At 67.2% G+C, this 16370-nt stretch carries 14 protein-coding genes; 5 read left to right on the plus strand and 9 right to left on the minus strand.

Going from position 1 to position 16370, the window contains the following annotated elements; translation table 11 throughout:
• Positions 1–266: 266 nt before the first annotated feature.
• Positions 267–1577: an RICIN domain-containing protein gene (locus ABGA98_RS18500; protein WP_347619558.1), complete on the minus strand. Its 1311-nt coding sequence runs from the start codon at positions 1575–1577 to the stop codon at positions 267–269.
• Positions 1578–1676: 99 nt separating this feature from the next.
• Here ABGA98_RS18500 and ABGA98_RS18505 point away from each other — a divergent pair, with 99 nt between their 5' ends.
• The gene (locus ABGA98_RS18505) at positions 1677–2303 is read left to right on the plus strand and encodes an RICIN domain-containing protein (RefSeq protein ID WP_347619559.1); all 627 of its coding nucleotides are present in this window, start codon (positions 1677–1679) and stop codon (positions 2301–2303) included.
• A 94-nt stretch (positions 2304–2397) separates the two neighbouring features.
• The gene (locus ABGA98_RS18510) at positions 2398–3834 is read left to right on the plus strand and encodes an RICIN domain-containing protein (protein WP_347619560.1); all 1437 of its coding nucleotides are present in this window, start codon (positions 2398–2400) and stop codon (positions 3832–3834) included.
• A gap of 357 nt (positions 3835–4191) precedes the next feature.
• Here ABGA98_RS18510 and ABGA98_RS18515 read toward each other — a convergent pair whose 3' ends face one another.
• From ABGA98_RS18515 to ABGA98_RS18545, 7 genes are all read right to left on the minus strand, one after another.
• On the minus strand, positions 4192–5430 hold the full coding sequence (locus ABGA98_RS18515) for an iron-containing alcohol dehydrogenase (RefSeq protein WP_347619561.1): 1239 nt from the start codon (positions 5428–5430) through the stop codon (positions 4192–4194).
• Between the two features lie 253 nt (positions 5431–5683).
• Entirely contained in the window at positions 5684–7144 is a 1461-nt protein-coding gene (locus tag ABGA98_RS18520; protein ID WP_347619562.1) for an NAD-dependent succinate-semialdehyde dehydrogenase, read from the minus strand.
• A gap of 272 nt (positions 7145–7416) precedes the next feature.
• Positions 7417–8430, minus strand: a complete 1014-nt coding sequence (locus ABGA98_RS18525) for an ABC transporter ATP-binding protein (protein WP_347619563.1) — start codon at positions 8428–8430, stop codon at positions 7417–7419.
• 62 nt (positions 8431–8492) lie between these two features.
• Complete coding sequence (locus ABGA98_RS18530; protein WP_347619564.1) at positions 8493–9560, minus strand: ATP-binding cassette domain-containing protein; 1068 nt, start codon at positions 9558–9560, stop codon at positions 8493–8495.
• Positions 9560–10471 (minus strand): carbohydrate ABC transporter permease, encoded by a 912-nt coding sequence (locus ABGA98_RS18535; RefSeq protein WP_347619565.1) that lies wholly within the window; start codon positions 10469–10471, stop codon positions 9560–9562. Before ABGA98_RS18535 ends, ABGA98_RS18530 begins: the two co-directional genes overlap by 1 nt.
• Entirely contained in the window at positions 10471–11421 is a 951-nt protein-coding gene (locus tag ABGA98_RS18540) for a sugar ABC transporter permease (protein WP_347619566.1), read from the minus strand. The genes ABGA98_RS18535 and ABGA98_RS18540 overlap by 1 nt, the downstream gene beginning before the upstream one ends.
• Positions 11418–12788 (minus strand): extracellular solute-binding protein, encoded by a 1371-nt coding sequence (locus tag ABGA98_RS18545; protein WP_347619567.1) that lies wholly within the window; start codon positions 12786–12788, stop codon positions 11418–11420. Before ABGA98_RS18545 ends, ABGA98_RS18540 begins: the two co-directional genes overlap by 4 nt.
• A gap of 436 nt (positions 12789–13224) precedes the next feature.
• Between ABGA98_RS18545 and ABGA98_RS18550 the strand changes: the two genes are divergently transcribed.
• From ABGA98_RS18550 to ABGA98_RS18560, 3 genes are all read left to right on the plus strand, one after another.
• The gene (locus ABGA98_RS18550) at positions 13225–13968 is read left to right on the plus strand and encodes a GntR family transcriptional regulator (RefSeq protein ID WP_347619568.1); all 744 of its coding nucleotides are present in this window, start codon (positions 13225–13227) and stop codon (positions 13966–13968) included.
• Positions 13969–14055: 87 nt separating this feature from the next.
• On the plus strand, positions 14056–14625 hold the full coding sequence (locus ABGA98_RS18555) for a DJ-1/PfpI family protein (RefSeq protein WP_138666282.1): 570 nt from the start codon (positions 14056–14058) through the stop codon (positions 14623–14625).
• 19 nt (positions 14626–14644) lie between these two features.
• On the plus strand, positions 14645–15466 hold the full coding sequence (locus tag ABGA98_RS18560; protein ID WP_347619569.1) for an alpha/beta hydrolase: 822 nt from the start codon (positions 14645–14647) through the stop codon (positions 15464–15466).
• A 247-nt stretch (positions 15467–15713) separates the two neighbouring features.
• On the opposite strand, the gene ABGA98_RS18565 is transcribed toward ABGA98_RS18560, so the two are convergent.
• Complete coding sequence (locus ABGA98_RS18565; RefSeq protein ID WP_347619570.1) at positions 15714–16367, minus strand: response regulator transcription factor; 654 nt, start codon at positions 16365–16367, stop codon at positions 15714–15716.
• Positions 16368–16370 lie beyond the last annotated feature (3 nt).

Genomic DNA, 16370 nt, shown 5'->3' on the forward strand with positions numbered 1-16370 from the left:
ACCATCGCCGGCACGGCGGTGTTCGCGGCGGCGCTGGCAGGCAAGCCCATCCGCTGGGTCGGGGCGCTCGACCAGCCTCACACGCTCGGCCGCCTGCCCGACATCGCCAGGGGCCTGGTGACGCTCGGCCGCGACACACGCGCCGACGGCCAGGCCTGGCACCTGCCGGCGGCACCGGCCGTGACGGGCCAGGAGTTCCTCGATCTGGTGATCGCCGCGCTGGGGCGGCCCTGCAGGACGGCAGCGCTCGGCTTGCCGGTCAGGGCTCAGACCTGGGTGCGGCTCCACTGCTGGTTGGTGCCGGTGTTGCACGGATACTGCTTGAGGATCACGCCGTCGGCGGTCGAGGCGGCCGGTACGTCCACGCATTTGCCGCTGTGCCGTGCCCGGAGCTGGAAGTAGCCGCCGTTGGCGACCATCTGGAACTGCTGGTTAGTGCCGCTGCCACAGGTGTACTGGATGAGCTCGGCACCGTCGGCGGTTGAAGCGCTCACCACATCGAGGCACTTTCCGCTGTGCTGGCTGACGATGCGCCAGTAGCCGCTGCCGGCGTCCTGGAACTGCCACTGCTGCCAGGCGTTGCCGTTGTAGGTGTACTGGCCGACACGCGCGCCGTTGTCGGTGTTCGGCTGCTGGACGTCCATGGCCTTGCCACTGTGGCGCACGTTGATCCGGTAGACCGGCGCCGAGCTGGGCACGTCGGCTACCGGCAGGATCGTTCCGTGGCGGCAGCCGGGGCAGGTGATCTGGCTGAGGCCAGACCAAGAGTTCAGGTTGGAGCTGGTGGCCGTCCAGATGCCGCCGTTGGTGTACTTGTCGATCCAGATGCGCCAGGAGCCGTCGCTCATCCGCAGCACGGCGGGCCCCTCGTAGCCCGAGCTCCACAGCTGGCCCTGGTTGCTCCAGCCGCTGGTGAGGCTCGTGCTGGTCCAGTGCTCGATGTACTTGGACGTTTCGTTCTTGGTGAAGGCGTGGTAGGTGCTGCCTGACTTCACCACGTAGGTGTCGATGTAGTTGTAGCCGAGGCCGCCCATCTGTACTGGCCCGCTCCAGGAGGTCAGCGAACTGTTCTGGGCGGTGAAGATGTAGGGCCGGAAACAGTTGGAGCAGGTCGTCTGGGAGATGCTCACGATGAGCCCCACCGTGCTGCCCTCGACGTAGAACTCGGGGGCCCAGGTGAATCGGGTGTTGGCGACGCCGGAGTTGACGCTGGTGACGTGCGTCCAGTTGATCAGGTCGGGGCTGGAGGCGATGTTGAAGTGGGTGGAGTTCGTGGTCCAGGACTGGACGGTGTGGGCGATGTAGTAGAGCCCGTTGTGCTGGATGATGCTGGGGTCGCGCAGTACGCCGGTCGGGCCGCGGTAGTTGGTGTCGGCCAGCACGCTGAAGTTCGTGCCGTTGCTCGATGAGTAGACCCAGAGCTCCTGGTCGGCGGCGGCGTCTCCCTTGAACGTGGTGTAGACGTAGCCGGGGGCGGCCTGTGCGGGTGGTGCGACGGCCACCGCGGTGCCGGCGGCAGCGAGCGCCACGAGGCTTAATTTGGCCAGCCAGCGTCTGACCTTCGGCTGTCTGTTCACGGATGGCCTCCTGGGCGGTGAAGCGCGGGACGGATGGTGCAGGCTCTGTCGCGGAGGGTTACCGGGTGACGGGGGTCGCAAATTTGCGCGAACGTTAACATGACGATTCCTGGATTACCACTTCTTGACGCGGGCGATGAAGGCAATAACACTCATGCACGGCTCGGCTTTTTGTGCTGTGCAATGTTAGCGCTAACAGTTCTCTGCGAAGACCGCGCAGTTCCCCCGAAAAGGAACCCCGATGTTCTTACGAAAGAGCCTGGCAACGGCGCGGCGGCCGCTCAGCCTTGCCGCGGCGGGGCCGGCCAGGGCTGCGGCACCACGCGCACCACGCGGGCTCAGAAGATCAGCTTCAACTCGGACGGCTACACCGACAACGGCGCGCGTGTCGGCCAGTACACCTACAACGGCAACGCCTGGCAGCAGTGGCAGTTCCAGGACGCCGGCAGCGGCTACTGGCGCATCGTCAGCCAGCACAGCGGAAAGTGCCTCGATGTGGTGAGCGCTTCAACCGCCGACGGTGCCGAGCTCATCCAGTACACCTGTGGCAGCGGCACTAACCAGCAGTTCCAGATGGTCGCCAACGGCGGCTACTTCCAGCTCCGGGCACGGCACAGCGGCAAATGCGTGGACGTACCGGCCGCCTCGACCGCCGACGGCGTGATCCTCAAGCAGTATCCGTGCAACACCGGCACCAACCAGCAATGGTCGCGCACGGCCATCTAACGGTCGTCTCGACATGACCGCGGATCCGTCTAGTGATTGGACATTCATGACTCTGACATCAGGACCATCGCGGAGCACCCGTTCGTTACGCCGGTTGCTGGTCGCCCTGGTGGCGACCGCGCTCGCCACGGCGGCGAGCCTCGTGGTCTCCACGCCGCCGGCCAATGCCGCCACCAGCCAATTCCGGGGCATGAACTGGGCCGTGCTGGGTGACAACTTCAGCACCGGCACGCTTGTCGTGCAGGGCCTGAGCCAGTCCGACAGCAACGCGACAGTACGCGCCAAGGCCAACGCCCTCTACGACGACATGGCCTCCACCATGGGGATCAACACCGTCCGGCTGCCCATCAACACGCACACAGTGGCCAACACCACTTGGTGGAACGCCTACCGCGGAGCCATCGACGCCGCCACGGCCCGCGGCTGGAAGGTCATCCTCGCCTACTGGGAGGACGGCGCCGCCTCCGGCGGCCGTATCACCAACCTGGCGGCGTGGAACTCGATGTGGTCCAGCGTGACCAACACGTACGGCTCCAACAGCAACGTCTACTTCGAGCCGATGAACGAGCCGCACGGCTATAGCTCGGCCGAATGGCGCAACATCGCCGCCAACTGGCTGGACTACCACTACTCGGCTCCCGCGAACCGGGTGCTCATCGGCGGCACCGGCTACAGCCAGGACTTGCGGGACATCTGCAACGACAGCCGCTTCAACTCGACGCTGCTGTCCTTCCACCACTACGCCTTCTTCTACAGCGCGATGACCTACGACGCCTTCCGAAGCCACATTCAGACGCGTCTGGGCAACTGCGCCTCCCGCGCGGTCGCCACCGAGTTCGGCGCGCCGATGTCGACCGGCCTCAACTACGGCGACGCGAACAGCACCGACAACTTCGTGCGCCACATCCGCGCCATGGCCCAGGTCATGCGTGACAACCACATGGGCGGCACCTACTGGCCCGCCCTCGGCGGCAAGCCGGGCAACATCGGCTACGACTGGTACTCGATGTACGCCCTGAGCGGCAGCGGCACCAATCTCAACTTGACCGTCCGCAACACCTCCGGCGCTGACCGGATCCGATATGCCTGGGGCGACACCATCGGCGGCGGCGACTCCACCTACCGGATCAACGTGCGTCACAGCGGCAAGGCCATGGACGTCCAGCAGCCGAACACCGACAACGGCGCGCGTGTCGGCCAGTACACCTACAACGGCAACGCCTGGCAGCAGTGGCAGTTCCAGGACGCCGGCAGCGGCTACTGGCGCATCGTCAGCCAGCACAGCGGAAAGTGCCTCGATGTGGTGAGCGCTTCAACCGCCGACGGTGCCGAGCTCATCCAGTACACCTGTGGCAGCGGCATGAACCAGCAGTTCCAGATGGTCGCCAACGGCGGCTACTTCCAGCTCCGGGCACGGCACAGCGGCAAATGCGTGGACGTACCGGCCGCCTCGACCGCCGACGGCGTGATCCTCAAGCAGTATCCGTGCAACACCGGCACCAACCAGCAATGGTCGCGCACGGCCATCTAACGGTCGTCTCGACATGACCGCGGATCCGCGGTACGGCCGTCACCGCCTCCGGTGCCGAGCGCGTGCTGTGTGCTCGGTGCCCGGGAGCCGGACGGATCGGGAAACGAGCAAGCGGTCGACGATACCAGCGGCGCCTGGCCAATCTGCCGGCCAGGCGCCGTGACGTGGTCGTCGAGCTGTCCGCGGCGGCTCCATCGCGGATTCACTCATTACCGAACGATCATCACAGGTCCATTGGGAACCGCATCAAACCCTCCCGGACCACAGACCATCCGGGGTGACAGCTCGTCAATCGGACGTAAAACGGGACTGGTCAAGGGATGTTATCCGCGCCATGGTTGCTCGTTGAAAGGTCCGTCACTGTCTCTGCTCCGGAGTCAGGACGTGTCGGGTCCGGTCCCCGAGCCAGGCCGCTTCGAGGATCGCGGTCAGGCTGGCGGTGTCGGTCGGGCCTGGATGGTTCTGGATCAAGCGGGTGACACCACTGGCCATCTCCGCGAAGCGTGGGAGGTCGGCGCGTGCCACGCCAATGTCCGCCAAGGTAGTAGGGATGCCGATGTCGGCAAGGAGCCCGTCGAGCCAGGTGAGGAACGTATCCGCGGCCTCGGCATCCGAGGCGTCGGTCACGTCGAGCCCGCACACCCCGGCGAGGATGGCCAACCGGTCACCGATGGCATCCCTGGCCGCGTCCAGCGCGTAGGGCAGCAGCAGCCCGACGCCCAGGCCGTGCGGTGTGTGGGTGGCTGCGCCGATGGGGTACTGGAGGGCGTGCGGAGCCGCGTTTCCTGCGTGGGAAAATGCGAGCCCGGCCAGCATGGACCCATAGGACATGTCCGCGCGCGCGTCCTTGTCGCCTCCGTCCCTGACGACATGGGGCAAGCTGCGGGCGATCCGCTCCGCGGCCAGGAGCGCGTAGTGATCGGTGATCGGGTTGCGGCCGAGGAAGACCTGCTCCACCGGATCGCGCGGTCCGTGGGCCCGGGGTCGCGCGGTGTAGCTCTCCACCGCGTGACAGAACGCGTCGATGCCTGAGTGGGCAGTGACGGTCGCAGGGCAGGTGTAGGTGAGCTCGGGGTCGACGATGGCGAAGTCGGGCACGATGTGGACGCTGGAGACCCCCACCTTCAGCTCGCGGTCCGGGTCGGTCAGCACCGAGACGGGCGTGAGCTCGGAGCCGGTGCCTGACGTCGTCGGGACCGCGACGAGAGGAATCGTCGGCCCCGGCACCTTCGACTCGCCGTAGAAGTCGCGCGGCGTCCCACCGTGGCACCGGATGACGCCGACGATTTTGGCGAGGTCGATCACCGTGCCACCCCCGATGGCGAGGATTACGTCGGCGTCCACCTCTGCGGCGGCCGAGACGGCCAGGGCGACATCGGCGAGTGGCACGTCCGGAGTCGCGTCGGCGAACACCCCGACGACTTCGACCTTCTCCCGCACGGCGGCCACGATCTCGGCCACGCCCGGCTGCCCCAGAATAACCCGGTCGGTCACGATGAGGACTCGCGAGCCACACTCGGCCACCACTCGTGGGATGTTCTGCGCGACCCCTTCGCCCACTATCAGCTGGCGTGGTCCGCGGACGGTCTCAAGCATGTCAGTGCCTCTCTGGAACGTCGGCGGTGATTTGCTGGGCGGACGTAGGTCACCTGCGAGACCGGGACGGCGTCGGCAAGGTTGGCTGCCGGGTGGCGCAGGCGCGCGCCGGGCTCCCAGACTCGGTCGTGCCCGGATGCCGGCGGATCCGTACCGGCCATGGCCCGGGTCCCGCCCCACGGGTGGAGGCCGGTCAGGTCATGTGTGCACAGGGCGCGGTGATCCTCGGCGGGCACCAGGAGCAGCAGGCCGGTCACGGTAGGTCGATCGCCGCGTAGGTGACGTCGAGGTACTCAAGGATGCCCTCGTGCGATCCCTCCTTGCCGATCCCGGACTGCTTCACGCCTCCGAACGGAGCTGACGGGTCCGAGATCAGACCACGGTTGATGCCGACCATCCCCGTCTCCAGCCCCTCGGTGAACCGGAGCGCCCGCTGGAGGTCACGGGTGAAGACGTATCCGACCAGACCGTGCTCGGTGTCGTTGGCCTTCGCCATTACCTCGTCGTCGGACGTGAACGAGATGATCGGCGCCACCGGGCCGAAGATTTCCGCCTCCAGCATCCGCGCGTCCTCGGGCACGTCGACGAGGACCGTGGGCGGGTAGAAGTAGCCTGGCCCATCTGGACGCTCGCCGCCCACCAGGACACGGGCGCCGCGATTGACCGCGTCGGCGACGAGCTCGTCGATCTTCGTGACCGAGGCCTCGTCGATCAACGCCCCGACGTCCACGCCGTCGTCGAGACCATGGCCCACCGAGAGCGCGCCCATCCGCTCGGCGAAGCGCGCCGTGAACTCCTCGCGCACCGGCTCCTCGACGTAGATGCGGTTGGCCGCGATGCAGGATTCCCCGAGGTTACGCATCTTGGCCACCATGGCACCGTCGAGCGCGACGTCCAGGTCCGCGTCGGCACACACGATCAAGGCCGCGTTGCCGCCCAGTTCCATGGAGGTGCGCAGCACGTTGTCCGCCGCCTGTCGTAGCAGCACGCGCCCGACTTCGGTCGACCCGGTGAACGAAAGCTTGCGGGTCCGGCGGTCGGCCAGCAGTGCTGAGACCACCTCGCCGGCACGCTTGGTTGTCACGACGTTGACGGCGCCCGGGGGAACGCCGACCTCCTCCATGATGCGGGCCAGGAACAGCATGGTGAGTGGCGTCTGGGCGGCCGGCTTGGTGATGGTCGTGCACCCCGCCGCCAGCGCAGGAGCGATCTTGCGGGCACCCATGGCCAACGGGAAGTTCCAGGGCGTCACGAAGACGCACGGTCCGACCGGCTTCGGCACGGTGAGGATGCGATATCCACCAGCGGGAGCGGTGTTGTAGCGCCCCTCGACGCGCACCGCCTCCTCGGCGAACCAACGGAAGAACTCGGCGCCGTAGGCCACCTCTCCCCGAGCCTCGGCGAGCGGCTTGCCCATCTCGACCGTTATCAGCCGGGCGACCTCCTCGGAACGCTCGGTCAGTGCCCGGTACGTCGCGGTCAGCAACTCTGACCGTTTTCGCGGCGGGGTCGCCGCCCACTCCGCCATTGCCTTGCTCGCCACGTCCAGAGCGGCAAGCCCGTCAACGACGTCGGCGTCCGCCACCTCGGCGATGGTCTTGCCGGTGGCCGGGTCCTCGACGACAAAGGTGGCTCCGCCGGCGGCCTCGCGCCAGGCGTCGCCGATCCGGAGCCGCCGGTGCTCGGGGGCCAGGACGTTCATCGGGTCACTCATTGCGTCGCCTCCTGTGATGTTCTTGGTGATGTCCGGCGTGACCTCAGCGATCGCGCCTCGCGCGTCGACAAACGGGTCACTCGACCTCGTCGGGCTCGATGTTGCCGAGCGGGTCGAACGTGGCCCTGGCTGGAGGGCGACGCCCCGCGCCACCGATCGCCTTCTCGCGGCCATGGCTGCTTCAGCGTCGTCAGGCCCGTGCTCACCGGTGACAGTCCGCCGAGGCTCGCTTGCCACGTGCCGGCGCATGTTGACGTCGCCGCCCTGCGCGGTTACCTCCCGGCCTCGGACAGTGCCAGCCCGGTGCCCGCATCGAACAGGTGCGCACGGTCCAGGTCGACCGTGACAAGCAGCCGCTCGCCCGGCGTACCGTTAACGGTGGTTCGTGCCTTGACCTTGAGGATCTCCGTCCCCACTCGGACGTCGACCACCGTTCGGTCACCGAGCGGCTCAAGGCCGTAGAGCTCACCCGACAACGACGCGTCCCCACGCTGCTCGACGGACAGGTCCTCCGCGCGCAGGCCCAGCAGCAGCGGACGACCGTCCTCAGCCGTGGTCCAGCGGGGCCGCGGCAGGGTCCAGCCTTCCGCCCCGACCAGACGATCTCCCTCGGCGTGGCAGGCGAGCAGGCTTATCGGCGGGCTCCCGACGAATCCCGCGACCCACTGGTTGGCTGGACGCTCGTACACCTCGGTCGGCGTTCCGACCTGTTGCACCTTCCCCTCCTTGAGGACCGCGACCTGGTCGGCCATGGACAGGGCCTCGACCTGGTCGTTGGTCACGTAGACGAAGGTTGCTCCGAGGCTGCGGTGGATGCGGGTGAGCTCGGTGCGCATCTCGACGCGGAGCTTGAGGTCGAGGTTCGTCAGCGGCTCGTCCATGAGAAACGCGCGTGGGCGACGGACCAGCGCCCGGGCCAGGGCGACACGCTGCATCTCACCGCCCGACAACTGCGCCGGACGACGCTGCAGCAGACGTTCGATGTGCAGCAGGCTCGACATCTGCTCGACGGCAGCGGCGATCTCGCTCGAAGAACAGCGGCGTGCCCGCAGCGGCGAAGCGATGTTCTCGTACGCCGTGTGTCGCGGGTAGAGGGCGTAGTTCTGGAAGACCATGGCCAGGTCGCGTGCGGCCGGGGCGTCACCGGTCGCGTCCCTCCCGTCCAGATGCACCGACCCGGCGTCGAGCTTCTCAAGGCCGGCGATCGCTCGCAGGGTCGTCGTCTTGCCTGCCCCGGAGGGTCCGAGCACGACGAAGAACGATCCGTCCGGCACGTCCAGCGTCACCCCGTCCAGGGCCTGGACATTACCGAAGGACTTGCACAGCCCATGCACTGCCACGGTTCCCATCAGGCCACCAGCTCTTCCGTGCTCACGTCGTAGACCGCCGGGGTCCCGCCGGTGTGCCGCAGCCCGACCGGTGCGTCAGCGGCGAAACGGACAGTCGGCGGCATCCGAACCCGTACGTCGCGCTGACCTCCGTGGTCGACCACGTAGATGATTTCGTCGCCCAGCCACTCCGCCGAGACCACGCGGGCCGGGACCGAACGTTCCGCCCCTGGTTCTGTGACTTCCAGCGCCTCCGGCCGGACGCCTGCGACCATGCGACGGTCGCGCGGCAGGCCTGGCGGTGGCGTGAGGACCAGTCCGCCCTGACTGCGCAGCTTCCCGTCGGCTACCTCCACCTCGATCAGGTTCATCGGCGGGGAGCCGATGAATGCGGCGCAGAAGAGACTCGCCGGGCGGTCGTAGACTTCCAGCGGCGTGCCGATCTGCTCGACGCGGCCCTTGTTGAGGATGGCGATTCTGTGACCGAGCGACATCGCCTCGACTTGGTCGTGGGTGACGTAGACCATCGTCGTCCCCAGCTCCCCCTGCAGGTGCTTGATCTCCGTGCGCATGTCCGCCCTCAGCTCCGCGTCCAGATTGGTGAGAGGTTCGTCCATGAGGAATGCGCGCGGTCGTCGTACCAGGGCGCGAGCAAGCGCGACGCGCTGCTGCTCCCCGCCGGACAGCCGGCGCGGCCGCCGGTCCAGGAGCGGACCGAGCCGCATCAGCCGGGCGGCCTCGTCGACCCGCTCGTGCACCTCCGCCTTGGGCAGTCCCTCGGCCCGCAGGGGGAACGCCAGGTTGTCGCGGGTTCTCAGATGCGGGTAGAGAGCGTAGAACTGGAACACCATGGCGATGTCGCGCTCGGCGGGCGGCAGGTCGTTGACCAGCGTGTCGCCGATGCGGATGTCGCCCGTCGTCTGCCTCTCCAGGCCGGCTATGGCCCGCAGCGTGGTCGTCTTGCCGCAACCCGAAGGGCCGAGCATCACGAACAGCTCGCCGTCGCCGATGGACAGGTCCACGTGATCAACTGCGACCGTCCCGTCCGGGTAGCGCTTGTGCAGGGCGGTCACCTCGATCCCCGCCATCAGCGTCGCACCGCCCCGAGCGTCACACCGGCGACGAGGTGCTTGCGCACCAGGTAGGCGAAGACGAGCACCGGTAGGGCGAACACCACGGAGGCGGCGGCCACGAGGCCCCAGTCCACAGTGGTTCCACCGATGAGGCCGGCGATGGCGGGTGGGGCCGTCCGCACGGTGTCGCTGGAGGTCAGGAAGATGGCGAACACGAACTCGTTCCACGAGAAGATGAGTGCGAAGACCGCCGTCGCGGCGATGCCGGGCAGGAGCAGGGGAAGGGTGAATCGCCAGAACGCCTGCAAGCGGGTGTAGCCGTCGAGCATGGCGGCATCCTCGTACTCCGCGGGCACCTCGTCGACGAACCCCTTCATCATCCAGATCGTGAACGGGACGTTGAACGCGGCGTAGATGAGGATCAGGCCGAGCTTGGTGTCGATGAGTCCGACTTGGCGATACATGAGGAAGATCGGGATCACGACCACCACAGGCGGCATGAAGCGCGTGGACAGGATGAAGAACAGTTGGTCCTTCTTGGCCTTCATGGCGAAGCGTGAGTAGGCCCAGGCCGCCGGGACCCCCAGCACGGTGGCCAGCGCCGTGGAGGCCCCGGCGACCACGACGGAGTTGAGGAACGAGACGGACAGGGTCGAAGGACCGCCGCCGGAGGCGACGAACACGTCCTTGAAATGGTCCATGGTGACCTTGAAGTCGAAGAACTTGGCCGGGATGGCGTAGACGTCCCGGTTCTCCTTGATGGACGTCTCGATCATCCACAGCACCGGGAAGAGCATCACGACGGCCAGCACGGTCAGCAGCACGACCTCCAGCGCGGAGCGGCCCCGGCCGCCGAAGCGGCGCGCGGGGGACGTGCGATCCCGGGCAGGACGTGTGGACACGGCCTCGTCGACGGAGACTGCCATCAGTCCTCCTTGAGCTTGTTCAAGTAGCGCAGGTAGAGCTGTGTGAGGACGATGACGACGAGGATCATCAGGATCCCGTACGCCGAGGCGGTTCCGGTGTTGAAGCCCAGGAACGCGACCTTGTAGACGTGGAACGACAACGTCTCGGTGGAGACCCCCGGGCCTCCGCTGGTCAGGATGTAGACGAGGTCGAACAGCCGGAAGGCCTCGATGGCTCTGAACAACACGGCGATGAGGAGCAGCGGCCACACCAGCGGAAGGGTGATGGTGCGGAACCGGAACCACTCGGACGCCCGATCGATCGAGGCGGCCTCGTACAAGTACTGGGGAACCGCGGTGAGGCCCGCGAGCGCGATGAGCATGATGAACGGCGTCCACTGCCAGGTGTCGACCAGGATCAGGGAAATCAGTGCCGTTCGCTGCCCGGTGAGCCATTCCACCTGCCCCAGGCCGAGCGAGCCGAGCATGCTGTTGATCACGCCGAATTGCGCGTCGAGCATGAATCGCCAGAACAACCCGACCACGACCGGCGACAACATCATCGGAACCAGGAACAGAGTGGTCAGCAGTCCTCGCCCGTGCGTGCGCCGTGAGATCAGGTAGGCGATGGCGAAACCGAGCACGGTCTGCAGGGTGACCGCGCCGACCACGTAGATCAACGTCGTCAAGGCCCTCTGGTGGACCTGCTCCGAAGCCAGGATGGCGGTGTAGTTGCCGAACCCGATGAACTCGGCCGGCCCCCCGCGGGTGGCCGAGTAGTCGGTGAAAGACAGGTACAACGCCCACAGCAACGGGAACACCGACATGGCGAGCAACAGCAGCAGCGCGGGCGAGGTGAAGGCCACGGCGAGCCCGCGATCGCTCAGGCGGCGGGACCGACCCTGTGCAGGCGGCGTCGCAGACGCCACCTGCCCGGGGTGGTCGGTCGTCAGGGGGGCGGAGTCACTCACAGTCCGCCGCCGCCCTTGCCGCCGCTGGAGTCGAGCACGCTCTGCTGCTCCTTGGCGATGTCGTCGAGCGCCTCCTTCGGCGTCTTCGCGCCGTTGAGAGCCGCGTTCACGTTGGTGTTCTCGATGTCGACGAGGCGCGCGTACTCGGGCACGTTCCACATGTCCCGCATCCGCGGAACCGAGTCGGTGTACACCTGGTTGAACGGCTGGGCATCGAGGAACTCGGGCGACTCCAGGGCGTCCGTACGCGATGGCACGCCACCAGCGGCGGCCCACTTCTTCTGGATGTCAGCCTGCTCGAACCACTTCATGAAGTTCAGGGCCTCAGCCTGGTTCGCCTCGGGGGAATAGGCCGACACGTGCATCCCCATGCCGCCGAGAGGCACCAGGTTCGTCTTCTGACTCGGCAGGGTGGCAAAACCCAGCTTGTCGAGAATCTGCTCCCGTGTGGTGCCGAGCGTCGACTGCTTCGGGTCGAGCAGGCCGCCGCTCGCGGCGATCCAGTTGAACGCGATGCATGCCTTTCCCTGGGCGACCGCCGCGTTCACCTCGTCGATGAACCAGTTGCCGGAGCCCTTGGCGGTCAGCGGCTTCATCTTGTTGACCAGGACGTCCATCGCCTCCTGGCCCGCAGCGTCGTTGAGGACGCCGTCGATCTTGCGCGTCTTGGGGTCCCAGAGGTTGCCGCCGTAGACGCCGTTGACCGTGTTGTAGGTGACGGCCGCGGCGTCGGAGCCGTTGGCCTGGTGGAAAGCCAGCCCGCTGACGCCGGGGTTGTCCGCCTGGCACTTCTCGGCGACTGAGATCATCTCGTCCCAGCTCTGCGGTGGCTTGTCACCGATCAGGTCCTTACGGTAGATCATCGTCCAGGTGTCGCCGAGCAGCGGCAGTCCGTACAGGCTGGCGTTTTCGTCGCGCTTCCCGGTCTCCGCCTGAGGGAACTGGCCGTAGGCCGCCAGGAGGTACGGGTTGTAGGCCTTGACCTCGATGTTCTTCTTGACGAAGTCGGTGATGTCCAGGATGTTGCCGTTCGTCACGGCCTCGCCGATGTGTTGCGAGTCCAGGATCGGGATGTCGAAGTCGGTCTTGTGCGCGGCGAACTGGGTGAACATCGCGTCGTGCCAGTTCGCGTTCGGCACGGTCTTGACCTTGACGGTCACGTTCGGCCGCTCCTTGGTGTACTCCGCGTTCGCGAAGGCTTCCAGCGCGTGGGCGGGGGGCCAGTCGAACCAGATGAAGCTGAGGGTCAGCGGGTCTTTGGTGAGCTCCGGGATGGTCGCCGGTGCCTTGGGGGCGCTGTCGTCCTGGCCGCCGCCGCAAGCCGCCACGGTCGTGGCCACCAACATGGCCGCCGTCGCCAGCCGCACCTTTCGACTGGGAACGGACAGTCGTCCTCTTCGCTTGGGGTACCGCATCTTCTTGCCTGCTTTCTGGGCGGGGAGTTCTGGAGCCTTGCTGCGTGCTTCGCCGAGCGGTTGCCGGCTTGTTCAGGCGGGTCGCCGGCTGTCGCAGGGGCTGACCCGCAGACCGGAGTCACGAGTACGCCGCGACGTGATGGGGCTTCAAGCAGTCGAAAATTCGGTCCTTGTGCGGCCCGGTGGCGAACCGAGCAGGACGTCGAGCATGCTCATGGAAGCTCCAACTGATCGAAGCGGAGCGATGGCGGACGGTTCCCCGATGGATGAGGGATGGCTGGCATCCGCCACCTTTCCTATACGATCCGATGGGGAGCGTCAACATCCCGCAGTATGGCGACCGATGACAACAGGTTCCCGAAGACGCAAGAAAGGACCTCACGTCACGATGGACGACGAAGCCGTGATCGCGCGGCGCCGTGAGGCCATGACGGACGGAACGCCGCCGCGAAGATCTCGCGGCCGGCTTGCCGACGAGGTGTACGACACGCTGCTCGGACAGATGATGTCGCTACGGATAGAGCCTGGCTCCCGCGTCACGATCGATGTCCTGGCGCGAGAGCTGGGGGTCTCACAGACGCCGATCCGAGACGCTCTGAACCGCATGGAGGCCGAGGGCCTGGTCGTGCGTGTGCCCCATGCCGGCTATCGCATTCCCTCCCAGATCACCCGTCACCGATTCGAGGACATGCTTGAGGTCCGCCTGCTCCTCGAGCCGGCAGCGGCGCGCAGATCCGCCGAACGCGCATCCTCGGAGCAGGTGGCCGGCATGCGACGGATGCTGGAGGACATGGCGGAGCTGGAGGGGGGCAAGGGACCCATGGCCTATGGCGCCTTCGGGCTGCGCGACGCCGCTTTTCACGATCTCGTCGCCCTGAGCGCGGAGAACCAGGTCATCCGCGAAGCACTCGCTCGCCTGCACACGCACGTGCACCTTTTCCGGCTTCACCGCGACGCCCAGGTCACTCACCTGGCCATGGCCGAGCACGAAGAGGTTCTCGCCGCGATCGCCGCGCGCGACCCCGACGCCGCCGCCTACGCCATGCGCCGGCACATCCTGCGGTCCGGCGAGCGGTTCCGGCGATTGTTCGACGAGGCCGAGGGTGCGGACGGAATGGCCGTAGAGGCTTGACGGGCGGGCTGGGCCGAGGAATGCTAACTCAATCCGATCGGATCGGATTGGATCCACCTCACCCGCCCCAGATGCGAGGAGAAGCAGGTGCCCAGAGCGCTGCTCCTGACCGGCGACGCCGCCGAGGAGCTCGACACCATGTATCCCTACTATCGCGTGCAGGAGGGCGGCTGGGACGTCGACGTCTCGTCACGGACGATGCGTGACGTTCAGCTGGTCATCCACGAGTTCGACCCCAACTCCGACGCCTACGTGGAGAAGAACGGCCGAAAGCTGCCGGTGGACGTGCCCTGGGCCGAGGTCGACGTCGAGCGCTATGACGCCCTCATCATCCCTGGGGGACGTGCCCCCGAGTGGATCCGGGTCGACGCCGACGTCAGGCGCATCACCGAGCACTTCTTCGCGCGCAACCTCCCGATCGCGCTGGTGTGCCACGGCGCGCAGGTGCCGGCTGTGTACGGGCTGCTGAAGGGTCGAAAGACGGCATGTTTCCCCCCCATCACCGGTGACATGGAGAACGCGGGCGCGACGGTCATCGACGCTCCCGACGTCGTGGACGGCAACCTCGTCTCCTGCCGGGGATGGCCCGACATGCCGCAATTCGGCAGGGCGATGATGGAGGTCTTCTCGAAGTCCATCAACTCCGCATCGGCATGAGCACGCCTGGCCTGTCCCGGTGACGGCGCATCGGACCGTCACCGTGGACGGCTCCCCCGTCCACGTCCTGGAGAGCGGCACCGGCCCCGCGGTGCTGATGCTGCACGGCTCCGGACCCGGTACGACCGGATCCGGCGCCTGGGCGACGACGGCACAGGCGCTGGGCACGTCCTGGCACCTGGTGGCTCCTGACCAGGCGGGGTTCGGCCGTACGCCGATCCCGGCAGGCTCCAGGGGTGGGCTCCGGCTGTGGACGGAGCAGGCCGCGGGCCTGATGGACGCTCTCGGTGTCGAGCACTACGCCGTGGTGGGCCACTCCATGGGCGGTGCCGTGGCGCTGGCGTTGGCGGCCGCGCGTCCCCAGCAGGTCACCCGTGTCGTGGCGGTCTCGACGATGGGCGCCCCCGGGGCGCCGCTGTCCGCCGAACTCGACGCGATCTGGGCCGCCCCCGCCGGCCCGATCGGGGCACGAGACATGTTGAGTCGCCTCGTCCTCGACCAAACGCTCGTGACCGAGTCGGCCGTCGCCGCCCGTGCGGCCGCGATGCGAGCGGGAGCGGCCGCATTCAAGTCGTTGTTCCCTCCACCCAGGGCACGTTGGGCCGACGACCTCACCCTCTCGGCGCAAACGCTGGCCGGGGTCCGCGCGCCCGTGCTGCTCGTCCACGGCGCCGAGGACCGAGTCACCCCGCTCGGGACGGCAGCCCTGCCCCTGCTCGAACACCTGGCCGATGTCCGTCTGTACGTGCTCGGCCGATGCGGGCACGTGCCGGCGCTCGAACACCCGCACGACTTCAGGCAACTCCTGTCGTGCTTCCTCGGCCGGGAACGAGGTCCCTAAATTGCTGCGACAGGTCCGCAGCCCGTGCTCAAGCTACGGACTCATAAATTGGGGAGCAGTCGGTCTGTCAATCCCCTCAAGGCGTAGAGACGGTCCTATGCCACAGCAGCCCTCAGCGGGGCCGTTGACGCTTGCCTCTCAGGGGCATTCACAACTTTCAGAACAGACCGCGCATGGGCATCGCGCCTTGCTGGGCGACCGGTGCCGATATCGCCCTGCAGCGTCTCCGCCACGGCGGCGGGAACCGTTACCGGACGGACGGTTTCACCAGGCCGGCGTTGTAGGACAGGACCACCACCTGGGCGCGGCTCCTTAGCCCCAGCTTGCCCATGATCCTGTTGAGGTGTGTCTTGACGGTACCCTCGCTGACCGACAGCCGTTCGGCGATCTCTCTGTTGGACAGGGCGTGGCCGACCAGGCGTAGCACCTCGGTCTCGCGGGTGGTCAGGCGGTCGAGTTCCGGAAGGAACGCGGTCGTCGGCGGGTCGGTGAACGCCTCGATCAACCGTTTGGTGGCCGTGGGTGAGAGCAGGACGTCGCCGGAGGCGACGGTGTGGATGGCGGCGATGAGCCGCTGGGGCGGTGTGTCCTTGAGCAGGAAGCCGCTCGCGCCCAGTCGTAGCGCGCTGTAGACGTACTCGTCCAGGTCGAACGTGGTCAGGACGAGGATCTTGGGCACCGGCTGCTCGGCGGCGAGGATGAGCTCGGCGGCGCGGAGGCCGTTCATGCCCGGCATGCGGATGTCCATGAGGATCACGTCGGGCTTGACGGAGGCGGCCAGACGTACCGCCTCCTCGCCGTCGGCAGCCTCGCCCACCACGTGCAGCCCCGCCACCCGCAGCAGCGCCGCCAATCCGGCGCGGATAAGCACTTGATCGTCGACCACGAGCACGCTGATCATCGT

The organism is Nonomuraea sp. B1E8 (assembly GCF_039871515.1).
GTDB lineage: Bacteria > Actinomycetota > Actinomycetes > Streptosporangiales > Streptosporangiaceae > Nonomuraea.